We start from the raw sequence: 16,127 nt of genomic DNA, 5'->3' as shown, positions 1-16,127 counted from the left end.
CTTCATGCCGCAATTCGAAACCCGCCGTCCCGTCAAGCATTCTCCCGAACGGATGTACGATCTCGTCGCCGATATCGAGAGCTATCCGCAATTCCTGCCGCTCTGCGAGGCGCTCACCGTCCGGTCGCGCAAGGAGCGCGATGGCAAGGTGCTGATGGTGGCCGACATGACGGTCGGCTACAAGGCGATCCGCGAGACATTCACAACGCAAGTGCTGCTCAATGCGAGCGAGCGCGCCATCGATGTCAAATATATCGACGGGCCGTTTCGCTATCTTGAAAACCGCTGGCGTTTCGAGTCGGCCGGCGAGGGCGGCTGCTCCGTTCATTTCTTCATCGACTACGAGTTCAAGAACCGCCTGCTCGGCGCCCTGATGGGCTCGATGTTTGACCGCGCCTTCCGCATGTTCAGCGAGGCCTTCGAGGCCCGCGCCGACAAGATCTACGCCGCGTCCTGACCGAGTTCCCGTAACAGTTCGAGAGCGGTTCTGACGGTCGCCAGTCGGATGCCGTTGCGGCCAAGATCGCCATAGCGCATCTCCCGGTGCATCATCTGGCCGGCTTTGCCGACGGCTGCCAGATGGACCAGGCCGACCGGCTTGTCCACCGATCCGCCGCCCGGCCCGGCAATGCCGGTGACGGCGACGGCGACCGATGCGCCGGAGCGCATCAGGGCGCCTTTGGCCATCTGCAGCGCTGTTTGCTTCGAGACCGCGCCATAGACTTCGAGCGTCGCGGCCTGCACACCCAGCATGTCCCTCTTGGCCTGGTTGGAATAGGTGACAAAGCCTCGGTCGACCACGGCAGACGAGCCGGAAATGTCGGTGAGCGCCCCGGCAATCAGGCCGCCGGTACAGGATTCGGCCGTGGCGATCGTCAGGCGGCGCTGCGCATAGATCTCGATGATCTGCCGTGCCTGCGCTTCGATATCGGCCGGAAACAGGCTCATGACGGCTGTCCTGCAAAAACGACGGTCGCCGTGGCGATGGCGGCAATGCCCTCGCGCCGGCCGACAAAGCCGATCGTCTCGTTTGTCGTCGCCTTGACCGAACAGCGCTCCAGCGAAAGCCCAAGGATCTCGCTCAGTTTCTCGCGCATGGCAAGGCGATGTGGGCCGATCTTCGGGGCCTCGGCGATCAGCGAAATATCGGCATTCATGATCGTGCCGCCATGGTCGCGGACGATTTTTGCTGCATGTTCCAGGAAGATGCGCGACGCGGCACCCTTCCACTGCATGTCGGACGGCGGAAAATGGTCGCCGATATCGCCGGCACCGCAGGTCGCCAGCAGCGCGTCGGTCAGCGCATGCAGCGCCACGTCGGCGTCGGAATGGCCCTTGAGCTTCTGGTCGTGGGGAATGAAGATGCCGCAGAGCGTCACGCCGTCACCGGCTTCCAACTGATGCACGTCATAGCCATTGCCGGTGCGCACATCGGGCAGGGCGGCAGCAGACAGTTTGGCATCGGCCATGGCGATATCCCTCTGGATGGTGAGTTTCACATTATCCGGCGAGCCTTCGACCAGGCGGACGGCAAGGCCGGCCCATTCGGCAATCGCCGCATCGTCGGTGAAGTCGGTCCGGCCATCCGCCTCGGCCCGCTGGTGAGCGGCAAGGATCGCCGCATAGGCAAAGCCCTGCGGCGTCTGCGCGGCATAGAGGCCGGCCCGTGAGACGGTACCGTCGATCAATCCGTCCGGCGTGCCGCGCTTCAGCGTATCGGTGACCGGCATGGCCGGAAGCGCTCCGTCGGCACCGCCTTCCAGGGATGATACCACCCGTGCGATCAGATCCGTCTCGACAAACGGCCGGACGCCATCGTGGATCAGCACCGTATCGATCGCGGCGTCGTGCAGCGCCATCAAGCCCGCCAGGACGGAGGCCTGCCGCGTCTGTCCGCCAGAGACGATCCTGATATCGCTGTTGCGCTGCGGCAGAAATGTCAGCGCCCGGTCCAGCAGCGCCCGGTCGTCGGGATGGATGACCACGACAACAGGCATATCATCGGCAAAGCTCTGGAAATGCTCGATTGTATGAGCGATCACCGGCTTGCCGCCAATCGTCCTGTATTGCTTGGGTCCCTCGACGGAAGCACCGGCTCTTTCGCCGCGTCCGGCAGCGACGATGACGATTCCGGTTGACCTTGCCTTGTCATGTTTCATATGCACAACAAATCCCGAATTGCTGGTGGAGCCCGACAGTCCTCTATCGGCTCCGGCGCGAAGATTCCAGCATATGCCCGGATTATTATCGCTCCGCCGCGATTTCGCTTGGCAAAACCTTATTCTTTGTCTAAAAATCAAGCAGAAATATAATGTGCCCGAAAGATAGCCATTTGTCCGATAAACTTCAGGCGCCTTTTCAGATCGGCCCGATTGCCATCCGCAACCGCGTCGTGCTTGCGCCGATGTCGGGCGTCAGCGATCTGCCGTTCCGCAGCCTGGCCTGGCGCTATGGCGCCGGACTTGTGGTGACCGAGATGGTGGCAAGCCGCGAACTGGTGCACAATGCCGAGGAATCCTGGGTTCGCCTGAAGGGCGCCGGCCTGACGCCGCATATGGTGCAGCTTGCCGGCCGTGACCCCCATTGGATGGCGGAAGCCGCCAAGATCGCCGAGGCCAATGGCGCCGATATCATCGACATCAACATGGGCTGCCCCGCCAAGAAGGTCATCGGCGGTTATGCCGGCTCGGCGCTGATGCGCGAACCCGATCATGCGCTGGCCATCGTTGAAGCGACCGTCAAGGCGGTCCAGGTGCCGGTAACGCTGAAAATGCGGCTTGGCTGGGACGAGAATTCCATCAATGCCCCGGATATTGCCCGCCGCGCCGAACAGGCCGGCATTCAGGCCGTGACCATCCATGGCCGCACCCGCATGCAGTTTTACGAAGGCCGCGCCGACTGGGACGCCATTGCCGCCGTCCGCCAGGCCGTCGCCATTCCGCTGATTGCCAATGGCGATGTCGATAGCCGCGAGGATGCGCTCGAAATTCTGCAGCGCTCCGGCGCCGATGCCGTCATGGTCGGCCGCGCCTGTCAGGGGCGTCCCTGGCATGCCGGCGTGCTGGCGGGCGGTTCACCGCCGCCGGCCGACAGGATCGGCGACATCGTCACCGAGCACTATCGCATGATGCTGGAGCATTATGGCTCGGCGGTCGGCGTGCGCCATTCCCGCAAGCATCTGGGCTGGTACCTGGATCGCTTCGCGCCCGGCATCGACCCGGCCCGAAGGGCAGAGATCATGACGTCCCGGGATGCCGGTTTCGTCGAGAATTGCCTGCGTCGTGCCCTTGATAGCGGCGCGATCGAACAATGTCAGGAGGCCGCATGAGCACGGATGGCGTCATCTCGGGAAGCGGCAACGGTCTGGCCATGGCGGTGCTGAACGCCATCCAGAACCCGGTGATCATGGTCGATTCGAACGGCCATATCGCCTTTGCCAATTGGGAGGCGGAGGCCTTTTTCGGCGCCAGCGCCAGTCATCTGGCCCGATACCGCGTCTCCACCTTCATCCCGTTCGGCAGTCCCCTGCTGGCCCTGATCGACCAGGTGCGCGAGCGCCGCGCCCCGGTCAACGAATACCGGGTCGACCTCAGTTCGCCGCGGCTCGGACAGGACAAGCTGGTCGATCTCTACGTCGCCCCTGTCATGAGCGAGCCGGGCTGCGTGGTCGTGGTTTTCCAGGAACGCTCGATGGCCGACAAGATCGACCGGCAGCTGACCCACCGCGCCGCCGCCCGTTCGGTCACCGGCCTTGCCTCGATGCTGGCCCACGAGATCAAGAACCCGCTCTCCGGTATCCGGGGTGCTGCGCAATTGCTGGAAATGTCGGTGCCCGACGATGATCGCGCACTCACCCGGCTGATCTGCGACGAGACCGACCGCATCGTCTCGCTGGTCGATCGCATGGAGATTTTCTCCGACGAACGTCCGGTCGACCGCATGTCGATCAACATCCACTCGGTCCTCGACCATGTCAAAGCCATTGCCAAGGCCGGCTTTGCCCGCAATATCAAGATCACCGAGAGCTATGATCCGTCGCTGCCGCCGGTCTATGCCAATCGCGATCAATTGGTGCAGGTGTTTTTGAACCTGATCAAGAACGCCTCGGAAGCCGTCGGCGACAAGCCGGATGGCGAGATCCAACTGACCACCGCCTATCGCCCGGGCATCCGCCTGTCGGTGGCAGGCTCCCGCGAAAAGATCTCCCTGCCGCTGGAATTCTGCGTGCATGACAACGGTCCCGGCGTGCCCGAGGATCTGTTGCCGCATCTGTTCGATCCGTTCATCACCACCAAGACCAACGGATCCGGCCTCGGCCTGGCCCTGGTCGCCAAGATCATCGGCGGCCATGGCGGCATTGTCGAATGCGACAGCCAGGCCAGCCGGACAACCTTCCGGGTTCTCATGCCGGTCTCGAAATCCGACATGATTGACGACTTCCACCCTGCGACATCCACAGGAAAACGCTGATGACTGCCACGATTCTTGTTGCCGATGATGATGCTGCCATTCGCACCGTGCTGAACCAGGCGCTGACCCGGGCCGGATATGATGTGCGCATCACCTCCAATGCCGCCACCCTGTGGCGCTGGATTTCCGCGGGCGAAGGCGATCTGGTGGTGACCGATGTCATCATGCCGGATGAAAACGCCTTCGACCTGCTGCCGCGCATCAAGAAGGCAAGGCCCGAATTGCCTGTTCTGGTGATGAGCGCCCAGAACACCTTCATGACGGCCATTAAGGCGTCGGAAAAGGGCGCTTACGATTATCTGCCGAAACCCTTCGACCTCACCGAACTGATCGCCATCATCGGCCGCGCGCTGTCCGAGCCGAAACGAAAGCCAGCGCGGCTTGACGACGACATGCAGGATGGCATGCCGCTGGTCGGCCGTTCGGCCGCCATGCAGGAAATCTACCGGGTATTGGCCCGGCTGATGCAGACTGATCTGACGCTGATGATCACCGGCGAATCGGGCACCGGCAAGGAACTCGTCGCCCGCGCGCTGCATGATTACGGCAAGCGCCGCAACGGTCCTTTCGTTGCCATCAACATGGCGGCCATTCCGCGCGACCTGATCGAATCGGAACTGTTCGGCCACGAGAAGGGCGCCTTTACCGGCGCGCAGAACCGCTCCACCGGCCGCTTTGAACAGGCCGAGGGCGGCACGCTGTTCCTCGACGAAATCGGCGACATGCCGATGGATGCCCAGACCCGGCTGCTACGCGTGCTGCAGCAGGGCGAATATACGACTGTGGGCGGCCGCACGCCGATCCGCACCGACGTGCGCATCGTCGCGGCCACCAACAAGGATCTCAAGCACTCGATCAACCAGGGCCTGTTCCGCGAGGACCTCTATTACCGCCTCAACGTCGTGCCGCTGCGCCTGCCGCCCTTGCGAGATCGCGCTGAGGATATCCCCGACCTGGTCCGCCATTTCATCCAGCAGGGCGAGAAGGAAGGCCTGGATTCCAAGCGCTTCGACACTGAGGCCATCGAGGTCATGAAGTCCTATGCCTGGCCCGGCAACGTGCGCGAACTGGAAAACCTGGTGCGCCGGCTGATGGCGCTTTATCCCCAGGATGTGATGTCCCGGGAGATCATCGAATCGGAATTGCGCTCCGATATCACCGACAGCCCGATCACCAAATCCGGCACTGGCGGCGGCTCCATGTCGATTGCCCAGGCGGTCGAGGAGAATATGCGCAGCTATTTTGCGAGCTTCGGCGACGCCCTGCCGCCGACCGGCCTGTACGACCGGGTTCTGACCGAAATGGAATACCCGCTGATTCTGGCGGCATTGACCGCCACGCGCGGCAACCAGATCAAGGCGGCCGATCTGCTCGGCCTCAATCGGAACACCCTGCGCAAGAAAATCCGCGAACTCGGCGTTTCGGTTTACAGAAGCTCGCGCAGCGCTTGACAATCGACGAAGCTGCGTTGCAATTTCGCCACAATGCGTTGCTCAATGGCAACGCAGTCGTGATTTTCTGCAGCCCCATTTGCCTTCGCCCGGTCATCCAGAGGCAAGCGCCGGGGCAGGGGTCGCGATAAGCGTCGTGCGCGGGTCTGATCGGCACTCGCACGGCCATCATGTCGGTGATACCTCGGACAGTTTTCCGGGGCGGGGAGTGGAATTGTCATGGCGAAGCGCCAGATCGTAAGCAGCGCCGACGAAGAAGCGTTGGCTGTCGCGCAGGATCGCCGGGCATCTTTCGCTCTGCCGGGCCTGCTATTGGCAGGCGGCGCGCTGCTTTGCGCCATTTTCACGCTGCCCGTTTTGCTGGGTTTGACGCCGATCGAGCCGACGTCGCGCGTGCTGATTGCCTCGGCCATCCTCAATGCCCTGTTCGTCGTCGGCCTGATATTTCTGATCGGCCGCGAGGTCGGGCGCCTGCTCAAGGCGCGCACCCGCGGACGGGCCGCTGCCCGCCTGCATGTGCGCATCGTCGTGCTGTTTTCGATCGTGGCGATCACGCCGGCGATCCTAGTGGCGATCTTTGCCAGTATCACCCTGAATGTCGGCCTCGATCGCTGGTTTTCGCTCCGCACTCAGTCGATCGTCAGTTCGTCGATGAATGTCGCGCAGGCCTATATGCTGGAAAATGCCAGCTATCTGCAGGGCCAGACCATTTCGATGGCCAACGATCTGGAGCGCAACCGGGCGCTCTATTACCTCGACCGCACCGGCTTTGTGCAGTTGATGACCCGCCAGGCCAAGGGCCGCGGCCTGCTCGGCGCCTTTCTGGTGCGCCAGGACGGCTCGGCCATGGTGCAGGCCGATATCCCGACCGAAAAGCCCTTGCCGGCGATACCGGCCGATGCGCTGGACAAGGCCGCCGCCGGCCAGCCGACGCTTATTCCGCCAGGGGTGACCAACCTGGTCGGCGCGATCATCAAGCTCGAATCGATCACCGGCGGCTTTCTCTACACGATCCGTGCCGTCGACCCGAAGGTCATGGCGGCGATGCGCGAGATGGAGGAAAACACCGCCGAGTACCAGTCGATGGAGGCCGGCCGCACAACGCTGCAGATCGCCTTTGCCGTTCTCTATCTGGGCTTTGCGCTGATCGTGCTGCTGGCCGCCATCTGGACGGCGATTGCCGTCGCCGACCGGATCGTCCGGCCGATCCGGCTGTTGATCAGCGCGGCCGACAATGTCGCCTCCGGCAATATGAATGTGATCGTGCCGGTGCGCGTTGCCGACGGCGATGTCGGCAGCCTATCGCGCACCTTCAACAAGATGATTTCCCAGATACGCACCCAGCGCGACGAGATCCTCGAGGCCAAGGACGAGGTGGATGATCGGCGCCGCTTCATTGAGGCCGTTCTGTCGGGCGTCACGGCGGCGGTCATCGGCGTCGAGGACGATGGCGTCATCACCATCGTCAATCCGTCTGCTGAACTCTTCCTCGCCCAATGCACCGATCAACTGATCGGCGAGAAGCTGGAGCGCGTGGCGCCGGAGATCAATGCCGTCCTGTCCGAGGCCTCGATCCGCCATCGCGGCAATTTCCGCAAGCAGATCAACCTGATGCGTGGCGGCAAGGAGAGAACCCTGAGTGTCCAGGTGACCCGCGAGGAGACCCGCAATTCGGTCGATTCCTACGTGATCACCCTGGATGACATCACCGATCTCGTGATCGCCCAGCGCTCCACCGCCTGGGCCGATGTGGCGCGGCGCATTGCCCACGAGATCAAGAACCCGCTGACCCCGATCCAGCTCTCGGCCGAGCGGCTGAAGCGCCGCTACGGCAAGCAGATCGACGAGAGCGACCGCGCCGTCTTCGACCAGTGCACCGACACCATCGTCCGGCAGGTCGAGGACATCGGCCGCATGGTCGACGAGTTCTCGTCCTTTGCCCGCATGCCGAAGCCCACCAAGCAGCGGTCCGACCTGCGCGATATCCTGCGCGATGCGGTTTTCCTGCGCGAGATGGGCAATACCGATTGTGAGTTCCTGCGCGAATTCGGCGACGAGCCGCTGGAGGGCCTGTTCGACGCCCGCATGCTGTCGCAGGCGGTCGGCAACCTGATCAAGAATGCCGTCGAGGCCATCGAGGCGGTGCCCGGCGATCAGCCGCGCCAGCAGGGCAAGGTGCTGGTCCGGGCGCAGCGCGACGAGGCCCAGGACCGCTTCGTGGTCGATGTCATCGACAACGGCAAGGGGCTGCCGATCGAGAACCGTCACCGGATTCTCGAGCCCTACATGACGATGCGCGACAAGGGTACCGGGCTTGGCCTGGCCATCGTCAAGAAGATTATTGAAGAGCATGGCGGACAGCTCGAACTGCATGACGCACCGGCGGAATTCGATCATGGCCGAGGCGCGATGATCCGGATCATCCTGCCGCGTCAGCCGGTGCAACTGGCCGCCGATACGGACATGGACAAGGAAGCAGCATATGGCCTCTGATATTCTCGTAGTGGATGACGAGGAAGATATTCGCGAAATCGTTTCGGGCATCCTCAGCGACGAGGGCCATGAAACCCGCACGGCCTATGATGCCGACAGCGCGCTGGCGGCCATTTCCGACCGGGTGCCGCGGCTGATCTTTCTCGATATCTGGATGCAGGGCAGCCGGCTCGACGGTCTGTCGTTGCTCGACGAAATCAAGGCCCGCCACCCCGACCTGCCCGTCGTGATGATCTCCGGCCACGGCAATGTCGAGACCGCGGTCTCGGCCATCAAACGCGGCGCCTTCGATTTCATCGAAAAGCCGTTCAAGACCGACCGGCTGATCCTGATCGCCGAGCGGGCGCTGGAAAATTCCAAGCTGAAGCGCGAAGTCTCCGACCTGAAGCGCCGCACCGGCGATGCCGTCGAACTGATCGGCACGTCGGTGGCCGTGTCGCAATTGCGCCAGACCATCGAGAAGGTGGCGCCGACCAACAGCCGCATCATGATCGTCGGCCCGTCGGGTGCCGGCAAGGAACTGGTGGCGCGGATGATCCACAAGCGCTCGGCGCGCTCCGGCGGTCCCTTCGTGACGCTGAACGCCGCGGCGATCACGCCCGACCGCATGGAAGTGGCCCTGTTCGGCACCGAAGGCGCACCGGGGCAGGCGCGCCGCATTGGCGCTCTTGAAGAAGCCCATCGCGGTATTCTCTATCTCGACGAGATCGGCGAAATGCCGCGCGAGACCCAGAACAAGATCCTGCGCGTGCTGGTCGACCAGCAGTTCGAACGGGTCGGCGGATCGAAGCGCGTCAAGGTCGATGTGCGCATCATCTCGTCCAGCGCCTACAATCTGGAGGGCCTGATTGCCGAGGCGCGGTTCCGCGAGGATCTGTTCCATCGCCTGGCCGTGGTGCCGGTCCGGGTGCCGGCGCTGGCCGAGCGCCGCGAGGACATTCCCTTCCTGGTCGACATGTTCGTCCGCCAGATCTCCGAGCAGGCCGGCATCCGCCAGCGCAAGATCGGCGAGGACGCCATGGCGGTGCTGCAGGCCCATGACTGGCCGGGCAATATCCGCCAGCTGCGCAACAATATCGAGCGGCTGATGATTCTCGCCCAGGGTGACAGCCCCGAGGCGCCGATCACCGCCGATATGCTGCCGACCGATCTCGGCGACATGCTGCCGAAAATGTCCGGCAAGAGCGACTATCACATCATGACGCTGCCGCTGCGCGAGGCCCGCGAAATGTTCGAGCGCGATTATCTGATTGCCCAGATCAACCGCTTCGGCGGCAATATCTCGCGCACGGCGGAATTCGTCGGCATGGAGCGCTCGGCCCTGCATCGCAAACTGAAATCGCTTGGCGTATAGAATGTCCAGCGGCAGGCGCGCCGCGGTACCGATGCCGGTCACCTCAGTGAAAGAGACGTCATGAAAGTCATCATTTGCGGTGCGGGGCAGGTCGGCTACGGCATCGCCGAGCGTCTGGCCCAGGAGGATAATGACGTCTCCGTCATCGATACCTCGGCCTCGCTCGTCGCCCATATCACCCAGACGCTCGATGTGCGCGGCTATGTCGGCCACGGCGCCCATCCCGATGTGCTGGCCAAAGCCGGCGCCGACCAGGCCGACATGATCATCGCCGTGACGCTCTACGACGAGATCAACATGGTGGCCTGTCAGGTCGCCCATTCGCTGTTCAACGTGCCGACCAAGATCGCCCGTATCCGCGCCCAGAACTATTTGCGGCCGGAATATTCCGACCTTTTCAGCCGCGATAATATGCCGATCGACGTCACCATCTCGCCGGAGATCGAGGTCGGCAAGATGGTGCTGCGGCGCATTTCCTTTCCTGGCGCCACCGACGTGGCACGTTTTGCCGAAGACAATATCGCCATGGTGGCGATCGAGTGCATGGAGGAATGCCCTGTCGTCAACACGCCGCTGCAGCAGCTGAGCCAGCTGTTTCCGGACCTGATGGCAACCGTGGTCGGCATCTATCGCAACGGCCAGCTGATCGTGGCGCGCTCCACCGATCAGTTGCTGGTCGGCGACCTCGCCTATGTGATCTGCGAGCGCGGCCACACCAGACGCACCCTTGGCCTGTTCGGCCATGAGGAGCAGGAAGCCGGCCGCATCGTCATCGCCGGCGGTGGCAATATCGGCTATTACGTCGCCCGCACCATCGAGGACCTGCAGCCGAAGACCAAGATCAAGATCATCGAGAGCGACCGCGACCGGGCCGTCACCGTCTCCGATCAGCTGCGCAATACCATCGTGCTGCACGGCTCGGCGCTGGACCAGAACATGCTTTTGCAGGCCGATATCCAGGATGCCGACCTCGTCGTCACGCTGACCAACAGCGACCAGACCAATATGCTCTGTGCTGCCATGGCAAAGCGGCTCGGCTGCCGCTCCGGCATGGTGCTGATCAACAACCCGTCGTTCCAGGAACTGACCACGTCGCTGGGCATCGACGCCTATATCAACCCGCGCGCCGTCACCATCTCGCGCGTGCTGCAGCATGTGCGCAAGGGCCGCATTCGCTCCGTCTATGCCGTCCAGAAGGGGGCTGCCGAAGTGATCGAGGCGGAAGCGCTGGAGACCTCACCGCTGGTTGGCCGGCCGTTTCGCGATCTCGAACTGCCGGCCGGTATCCGCATCGGCGCGCTGTACCGTGATCGCCGCGTCATCCGGCCGGATGGCGATACCAAGATCAAGGCGAAGGACCGCGTCGTGCTGTTTGCCACCGCCGGCGCCGTGCGTGTCGTCGAGCAGATGTTCCGGGTCTCGATCCAGTATTTCTAGGCGAAGCGCACTCCGCCCGGCGCCGTTTATGCCGGCATAAAATCTGTCGCCGCACGGTGTCACACAAAATTCGCAGTGCCTTTTTCGACGTTGCGGAAAAGACTGCGATTTGATACCAACTTGTCGTTACGGGGCATTTTGGGGCGACAGTGATCCAAAAAGACTTGATGCGATAATTCACCGGCCTATGGGCCGGCAAGAAAGAAAGAAGCGGCGCGATGGCGGAACGTTCTCAGAATTTGCAGGATCTATTTCTCAATACGGTTCGCAAACAAAAGATTTCATTGACAATTTTCCTGATTAACGGCGTCAAGCTGACCGGCGTCGTGACATCCTTCGACAATTTCTGCGTCCTGCTGCGCCGCGACGGCCATTCGCAGCTGGTCTACAAGCATGCGATCTCGACGATCATGCCGGGCCAGCCGATGCAGATGTTTGAAAGCGAAGAAGCCGCTTCGTAACGGGAATTAAAAAGATCACCAGAGACACAACTAGCGATTCGATTATTCCGGAGCTCGAAAAGCACCGCGACGACATGCGCGCCGTGGTCATCGTGCCGGTTTTGAAACAATCGCGATCCGCCGCCCAGGGTAGTGCGTCCGATGCGCCGCCGGCCCCGACCCGCTCCAGCGAGGCACGGTTAGAGGAGGCCATGGGCCTTGCCCGTGCCATCGACCTGGTCGTGGTGCAGGGCCTCGTCGTGCCGGTCAGCCAGCCGCGTCCCGGCACGCTGCTCGGCAGCGGCAAGATTGCCGAGATCAAGGCGCTGCTCGACGAGCATGATGCCGGCCTGATCATCGTCGATCATCCCCTGACGCCGGTGCAGCAGCGCAATCTGGAAAAGGAATGGAACGCCAAGGTCATCGACCGCACCGGCCTCATTCTGGAAATTTTTGGCCGCCGCGCCTCCACCAAGGAGGGCACGCTGCAGGTCGATCTGGCCCATCTCAACTACCAGAAGGGCCGTCTGGTCCGCAGCTGGACCCACCTTGAACGCCAGCGCGGTGGTGCCGGTTTCATGGGTGGTCCCGGTGAAACCCAGATCGAGGCCGACCGGCGCATGCTGCAGGACAAGATCATCAAGCTCGAAAAGGAGCTTGAGCAGGTGGTGCGCACACGGCAGCTGCACCGCGCCAAGCGCCGCAAGGTGCCGCATCCGATCGTGGCCCTGGTCGGCTATACCAATGCCGGCAAGTCGACGCTGTTCAACCGCATCACCGGAGCCGGGGTGCTAGCCGAGGACATGCTGTTTGCCACGCTCGACCCGACGCTGCGCCGCATGAAGCTGCCGCACGGTCGCACCGTCATCATGTCGGACACCGTCGGCTTCATCTCCGATCTGCCGACCCATCTGGTTGCCGCCTTCCGCGCCACCCTGGAAGAGGTGCTGGAAGCCGATCTGGTGCTGCATGTGCGCGATATGGCCGATCCGGACAATGCAGCCCAAGCCGGCGACGTCATGCGCATCCTCGGCGATCTCGGCATCGACGACAAGGAAGCCGGCGAGCGGATCATCGAGGTCTGGAACAAGATCGACCGGCTCGATCCGGAGATGCACGATGCGCTGCTGCAGAAGGCGGCCACCCGCGACAACGTCATTCCAGTCTCTGCTGTCAGCGGCGAGGGCGTCGACACCCTGCTCGACGTGATCTCGCAGCGCCTGTCCGGCGTGCTGACGGTAGCCACGATCTCCATTCCCGCCGACAAGCAGGCGCTGATTTCCTGGGCCTATGAAAATGCCGTGGTCGACGGCCGCGAAGACCACGAAGACGGCTCCGTCAGCCTCGACCTGCGCCTGACCGCCCGCCAGGCGGACGAGCTGGAGCGCAAGCTCGGTACGGGGCAGAAGCCCGCGAGGGAAGACTGGGAAAACTAAGGTGGCATACAACTACGCAGCCAGAGTTTTGCTGCCTCTTTTGGCGAGTTTGGACGATCTCACTCAGAGTTAGCTTGGGCTGGGAGGGGTGCGCCACTACCAAGCTGTGAGCGTCAACCTGGCATTGGGAAGGCTGGCTTGTTTGACTGGTGCCTGCTTTTCCGCAATGTATGTTCTTGGGATTTTTTAAATAGTCACCGCTGGTGTATTTTGAAATGAAAAGAACACTAGTGTCTCCCCAGATCGACTTTGCGAAGCGCCATATCGTGTCTCAGGTCTCTACTTTTAATGCCGCCTCGGCAATTTATAGACTAGAGGCGCTTATCGATGATGCAAAGGAGGTTTCTGGGCTCCTTACCCCGCAGCAAAGCCATAAAACATTTGAGTTCGTTTCATATTATCAAGTGGGATTTGTCACTTGTTTGGAGTGGCATGCAAAGTCTAGGCTCTACGATCTGTTTGTTTTCGATCCGAAGCAGATTTCGGCGAATGATGTAAAACAGGGTTTTTCTGATGCGAAACTCGCACTAATGATTTCAGAAGGCTTGGAAATACCCCATCTTATCGCCAGTGGTTCAAGCGTATCGACTTATGAATCATATATCTCGACTATAGATAGAGTATTAACCGCGCTGGGCGCAAAGGGTGAAATCAAGAATCTGCTAGGAACCGATGCTCAGGTCATCGAAGACCTTTATGTGAGCAGAAACACATTGGTTCATGAAATTGGAATTCAGGCTATAGGGCACCCAAACGTCAGAGATTTTTCGACGTTTAAGGAAGTTCTAGAGCAAGGAAATATTGTTCTTTCATTGATCAGGGGCGTTGAAGCTCAGATCACTGCTTTCGCTTCGGAGGGTTTTCCAAATCAGTTAGATTCCGCAGGCTACCCAGTTGATGAGGTGGGCACGCTGATGACGAAGATAAGGACAATGGAAGCGGCGATTAGTGATGCCATCGCGGAGGGGAATTGCGCGGAAGGCCTGACAATTGACAGATGGACAGCATTGCTCGCGAAAAGCAATGCTGGACTGATTGCTGAACTCGAATTTATTGCCACGCTCGATCTTGCTGGCTGGCAGTATTTTGACGTTCGACCATCTCTGAAAGCCCACCTTCTCCGGCAGCGGCTTAAATATCTGGAGAATCTTGCAAAAGAAATAATCTAGCGGATAATTGGGACTTCTTCACTCTAGCGCCCGTTCAATTCCCTTCGCCGCCTGCCACAATTCCTCCATGCGCTCCAGGCTTGCCTCTTCCAGCGTCTCACCTGACGCTTGAAGATTTTCCTCTATAAAGCGGAATCTCCTGCGGAATTTCGTGTTGGTGCCGCGCAGCGCCTGTTCCGGTTCTGCATCCACATGCCGGCCGATATTGACCAGCGCGAAGATCAGGTCGCCCAACTCGTCCTTGACCTTGTCCGGACGGCCTTGCGTCAGCGCCTCGCGCAGCTCGCCGATTTCCTCTTCGATCTTGTCGAGGATCGGCGCTGCTTCCGACCAGTCGAAGCCGACCTTGGCGGCCCGTTCCTGCAATTTCAGAGCCTCGGTCAGTGCCGGAAAGCTGCGCTGCACGGAGCCCAGGTGACCTGAGGTGAAATCCTCGGCCGGCCTGCCGGTCTCAACCGTCCGCGCCGCATGGCGGGCGGCCCGCTCGGCCTTTTCCTCTCGCTTGATCTCGTCCCACTGCAGCTTGACCGCCTGCGGCGTATCGGCGTCGGAGCGGGCAAACACATGCGGATGACGGCGGATCATCTTTTTCGTGATCGCCTCGACCACGTCGCCGAACGAAAACAGCCCGGCTTCCTCGGCGATCCTGGCATGGAACACCACCTGCAGTAAGAGGTCACCCAATTCGTCGCAGAGATCGTCGGGGTCGTTGCGCTCGATCGCATCGGCCACCTCATAGGCTTCCTCGATCGTGTAGGGCTTGATCGTCTCGAATGTCTGGACCAGGTCCCAGGGGCAGCCGGTCTCGGGCTGGCGCAGCGCCGCCATGATCTCGATCAGCCGCGCAATATCCTTCGATGCATCCATCGTCTTCTGCTCCAATGCCCCGCGGCCCGGCCGATCGTTCAGGGTGTTCAATTCAGGGGAATGGCGTTGTCGGTCTTGCTCGACTGATAGCGATCCGAAAGCCCGGCATAGGTCTGTTTGATGCGCCGCGACTGTTCTGTGAGGGTTTCGCGTCGCGGTGTGTCCTCGACGGCGACCAGATCGCCGATGGCATGGCAATGCCAGAAGGCATTCTGCTTGCGATAGCCGCCGGGCTCCAGACCAAAAACCTCTTTCAGGATCTTCAGATCATGGGGGATGGCAAAGGCGTCGCGGCTGTCTTCATGGCTGAAGAAATAATAGAAATTGTCAAAGCCCGCCCAGGCGATCGCCGACATGCACATGGTGCACGGTTCATGGGTCGACAGGAAGATCAGTTCCTTGGTGTCCGGCCGCTCGCCCAGTTCGTAGAAGCGTTTCAGCGTATGCACTTCGCCGTGCCAGAGCGGGTTTTCCAGCTCGTTATTGGTTTCCGCCAGCACCAGCGACAGATCGGATTTCCGCAGAATCGCCGCGCCGAAAACCTTGTTGCCGGCGGCGACGCCCTGGGCGGTCAGCGGCAGGATGTCGTGCTCGATAACATCGAGCAGACGGGCGGTCAGGGCGGTGGAATCGGACAAGGACATGCTCGCGGCTATTGGGGTCGGCTGCACACTACCGACCGTCGGTTGGCCTGTAAATCTCCGGCCGCGACGTACCCGCCTATTTCGTCAGGGGATCGAGCGCAGCCGGGCCATCACCAAGGCTCGGTCCTCAAGCGTGCGCGCGCCGGAATAGACTATCTTGACGCTCGTTTAGCCAGTGCTGCCCGCAGTTCCGTCCGTCGGTCCAGCCTTTAGGAGCTGCTGCCGAACCGGCCAGCGCGCCTTATGCTCCAAACGGCGGGCAGGGGAGCAAAGAAATTTGGTCTTCTCGCCCAATGCGCATTTTTGTTCCTTCATTTTTGACTTTTCAGACGTAATACTGGCGCCATGATAGCCAGATCGCCATCC

General features: G+C 61.4%; 14 protein-coding genes. 10 read left to right on the top strand and 4 right to left on the bottom strand.

The genetic code is table 11. The features are described 5' to 3' along the window. Window positions 1–4: 4 nt before the first annotated feature. Complete coding sequence (locus HGO38_RS15045; RefSeq protein ID WP_250956712.1) at window positions 5–457, top strand: type II toxin-antitoxin system RatA family toxin; 453 nt, start codon at window positions 5–7, stop codon at window positions 455–457. Here the strand turns inward: HGO38_RS15045 and HGO38_RS15040 are convergent. Beyond that, entirely contained in the window at window positions 442–948 is a 507-nt protein-coding gene (locus HGO38_RS15040; protein ID WP_250956711.1) for a CinA family protein, read from the bottom strand. The genes HGO38_RS15045 and HGO38_RS15040 overlap by 16 nt on opposite strands. After that, window positions 945–2,159 carry a bifunctional 2-C-methyl-D-erythritol 4-phosphate cytidylyltransferase/2-C-methyl-D-erythritol 2,4-cyclodiphosphate synthase gene (locus HGO38_RS15035; RefSeq protein ID WP_250956710.1) on the bottom strand — a complete coding sequence of 405 codons (1,215 nt, stop codon included), beginning with the start codon at window positions 2,157–2,159 and terminating at the stop codon, window positions 945–947. The genes HGO38_RS15040 and HGO38_RS15035 overlap by 4 nt, the downstream gene beginning before the upstream one ends. Window positions 2,160–2,311: 152 nt before the next feature. On the opposite strand from HGO38_RS15035, the gene dusB reads away from it, so the two are divergent. The 9 genes from dusB to HGO38_RS14990 all read left to right on the top strand — a co-directional run bounded on the left by dusB (window position 2,312) and on the right by HGO38_RS14990 (window position 14,250). After that, on the top strand, window positions 2,312–3,328 hold the full coding sequence (dusB, locus tag HGO38_RS15030; RefSeq protein ID WP_250956709.1) for a tRNA dihydrouridine synthase DusB: 1,017 nt from the start codon (window positions 2,312–2,314) through the stop codon (window positions 3,326–3,328). Further along, window positions 3,325–4,470, top strand: coding sequence for a two-component system sensor histidine kinase NtrB (locus tag HGO38_RS15025; RefSeq protein ID WP_250956708.1), 1,146 nt, complete (start codon window positions 3,325–3,327; stop codon window positions 4,468–4,470). The genes dusB and HGO38_RS15025 overlap by 4 nt, the downstream gene beginning before the upstream one ends. Further along, window positions 4,470–5,921 (top strand): nitrogen regulation protein NR(I), encoded by a 1,452-nt coding sequence (ntrC, locus tag HGO38_RS15020; protein WP_250956707.1) that lies wholly within the window; start codon window positions 4,470–4,472, stop codon window positions 5,919–5,921. Before HGO38_RS15025 ends, ntrC begins: the two co-directional genes overlap by 1 nt. A 219-nt stretch (window positions 5,922–6,140) precedes the next feature. Further along, window positions 6,141–8,414, top strand: coding sequence for a sensor histidine kinase NtrY-like (locus tag HGO38_RS15015; RefSeq protein ID WP_250956706.1), 2,274 nt, complete (start codon window positions 6,141–6,143; stop codon window positions 8,412–8,414). Next, on the top strand, window positions 8,404–9,768 hold the full coding sequence (ntrX, locus tag HGO38_RS15010; RefSeq protein WP_250956705.1) for a nitrogen assimilation response regulator NtrX: 1,365 nt from the start codon (window positions 8,404–8,406) through the stop codon (window positions 9,766–9,768). The genes HGO38_RS15015 and ntrX overlap by 11 nt, the downstream gene beginning before the upstream one ends. 60 nt (window positions 9,769–9,828) lie before the next feature. Continuing rightward, window positions 9,829–11,205, top strand: a complete 1,377-nt coding sequence (trkA, locus tag HGO38_RS15005) for a Trk system potassium transporter TrkA (protein ID WP_250956704.1) — start codon at window positions 9,829–9,831, stop codon at window positions 11,203–11,205. A gap of 218 nt (window positions 11,206–11,423) precedes the next feature. After that, entirely contained in the window at window positions 11,424–11,666 is a 243-nt protein-coding gene (gene hfq, locus HGO38_RS15000; protein ID WP_003539403.1) for an RNA chaperone Hfq, read from the top strand. A 74-nt stretch (window positions 11,667–11,740) separates the two neighbouring features. Beyond that, window positions 11,741–13,081, top strand: coding sequence for a GTPase HflX (gene hflX, locus HGO38_RS14995; protein ID WP_250956703.1), 1,341 nt, complete (start codon window positions 11,741–11,743; stop codon window positions 13,079–13,081). Between the two features lie 230 nt (window positions 13,082–13,311). Beyond that, window positions 13,312–14,250 carry a hypothetical protein gene (locus tag HGO38_RS14990; RefSeq protein ID WP_250956702.1) on the top strand — a complete coding sequence of 313 codons (939 nt, stop codon included), beginning with the start codon at window positions 13,312–13,314 and terminating at the stop codon, window positions 14,248–14,250. An 18-nt stretch (window positions 14,251–14,268) separates the two neighbouring features. On the opposite strand, the gene mazG is transcribed toward HGO38_RS14990, so the two are convergent. Then, complete coding sequence (gene mazG / locus HGO38_RS14985; RefSeq protein ID WP_250956701.1) at window positions 14,269–15,117, bottom strand: nucleoside triphosphate pyrophosphohydrolase; 849 nt, start codon at window positions 15,115–15,117, stop codon at window positions 14,269–14,271. Window positions 15,118–15,164: 47 nt separating this feature from the next. Then, window positions 15,165–15,755 (bottom strand): deaminase, encoded by a 591-nt coding sequence (locus tag HGO38_RS14980; protein WP_250956700.1) that lies wholly within the window; start codon window positions 15,753–15,755, stop codon window positions 15,165–15,167. Window positions 15,756–16,127 lie beyond the last annotated feature (372 nt).

This window comes from Rhizobium sp. CG5, from assembly GCF_023701945.1.
Classification (GTDB): Bacteria; Pseudomonadota; Alphaproteobacteria; order Rhizobiales; family Rhizobiaceae; genus Allorhizobium.
This window is presented reverse-complemented; position numbering and strand designations above follow the sequence as displayed.

Excerpts from the sequence above, each read along its gene's own strand:
- hflX (WP_250956703.1), top strand. The coding sequence starts at position 11,741 with ATGCGCGCCGTGGTCATCGTGCCGGTTTTGAAACAATCGCGATCCGCC.
- hfq (WP_003539403.1), top strand. The coding sequence starts at position 11,424 with ATGGCGGAACGTTCTCAGAATTTGCAGGATCTATTTCTCAATACGGTT.
- HGO38_RS15040 (WP_250956711.1), bottom strand. The coding sequence starts at position 948 with ATGAGCCTGTTTCCGGCCGATATCGAAGCGCAGGCACGGCAGATCATC.
- HGO38_RS15025 (WP_250956708.1), top strand. The coding sequence starts at position 3,325 with ATGAGCACGGATGGCGTCATCTCGGGAAGCGGCAACGGTCTGGCCATG.
- dusB (WP_250956709.1), top strand. The coding sequence starts at position 2,312 with ATGTGCCCGAAAGATAGCCATTTGTCCGATAAACTTCAGGCGCCTTTT.
- mazG (WP_250956701.1), bottom strand. The coding sequence starts at position 15,117 with ATGGATGCATCGAAGGATATTGCGCGGCTGATCGAGATCATGGCGGCG.
- trkA (WP_250956704.1), top strand. The coding sequence starts at position 9,829 with ATGAAAGTCATCATTTGCGGTGCGGGGCAGGTCGGCTACGGCATCGCC.
- ntrX (WP_250956705.1), top strand. The coding sequence starts at position 8,404 with ATGGCCTCTGATATTCTCGTAGTGGATGACGAGGAAGATATTCGCGAA.
- ntrC (WP_250956707.1), top strand. The coding sequence starts at position 4,470 with ATGACTGCCACGATTCTTGTTGCCGATGATGATGCTGCCATTCGCACC.
- HGO38_RS15035 (WP_250956710.1), bottom strand. The coding sequence starts at position 2,159 with ATGAAACATGACAAGGCAAGGTCAACCGGAATCGTCATCGTCGCTGCC.
- HGO38_RS15015 (WP_250956706.1), top strand. The coding sequence starts at position 6,141 with ATGGCGAAGCGCCAGATCGTAAGCAGCGCCGACGAAGAAGCGTTGGCT.
- HGO38_RS15045 (WP_250956712.1), top strand. The coding sequence starts at position 5 with ATGCCGCAATTCGAAACCCGCCGTCCCGTCAAGCATTCTCCCGAACGG.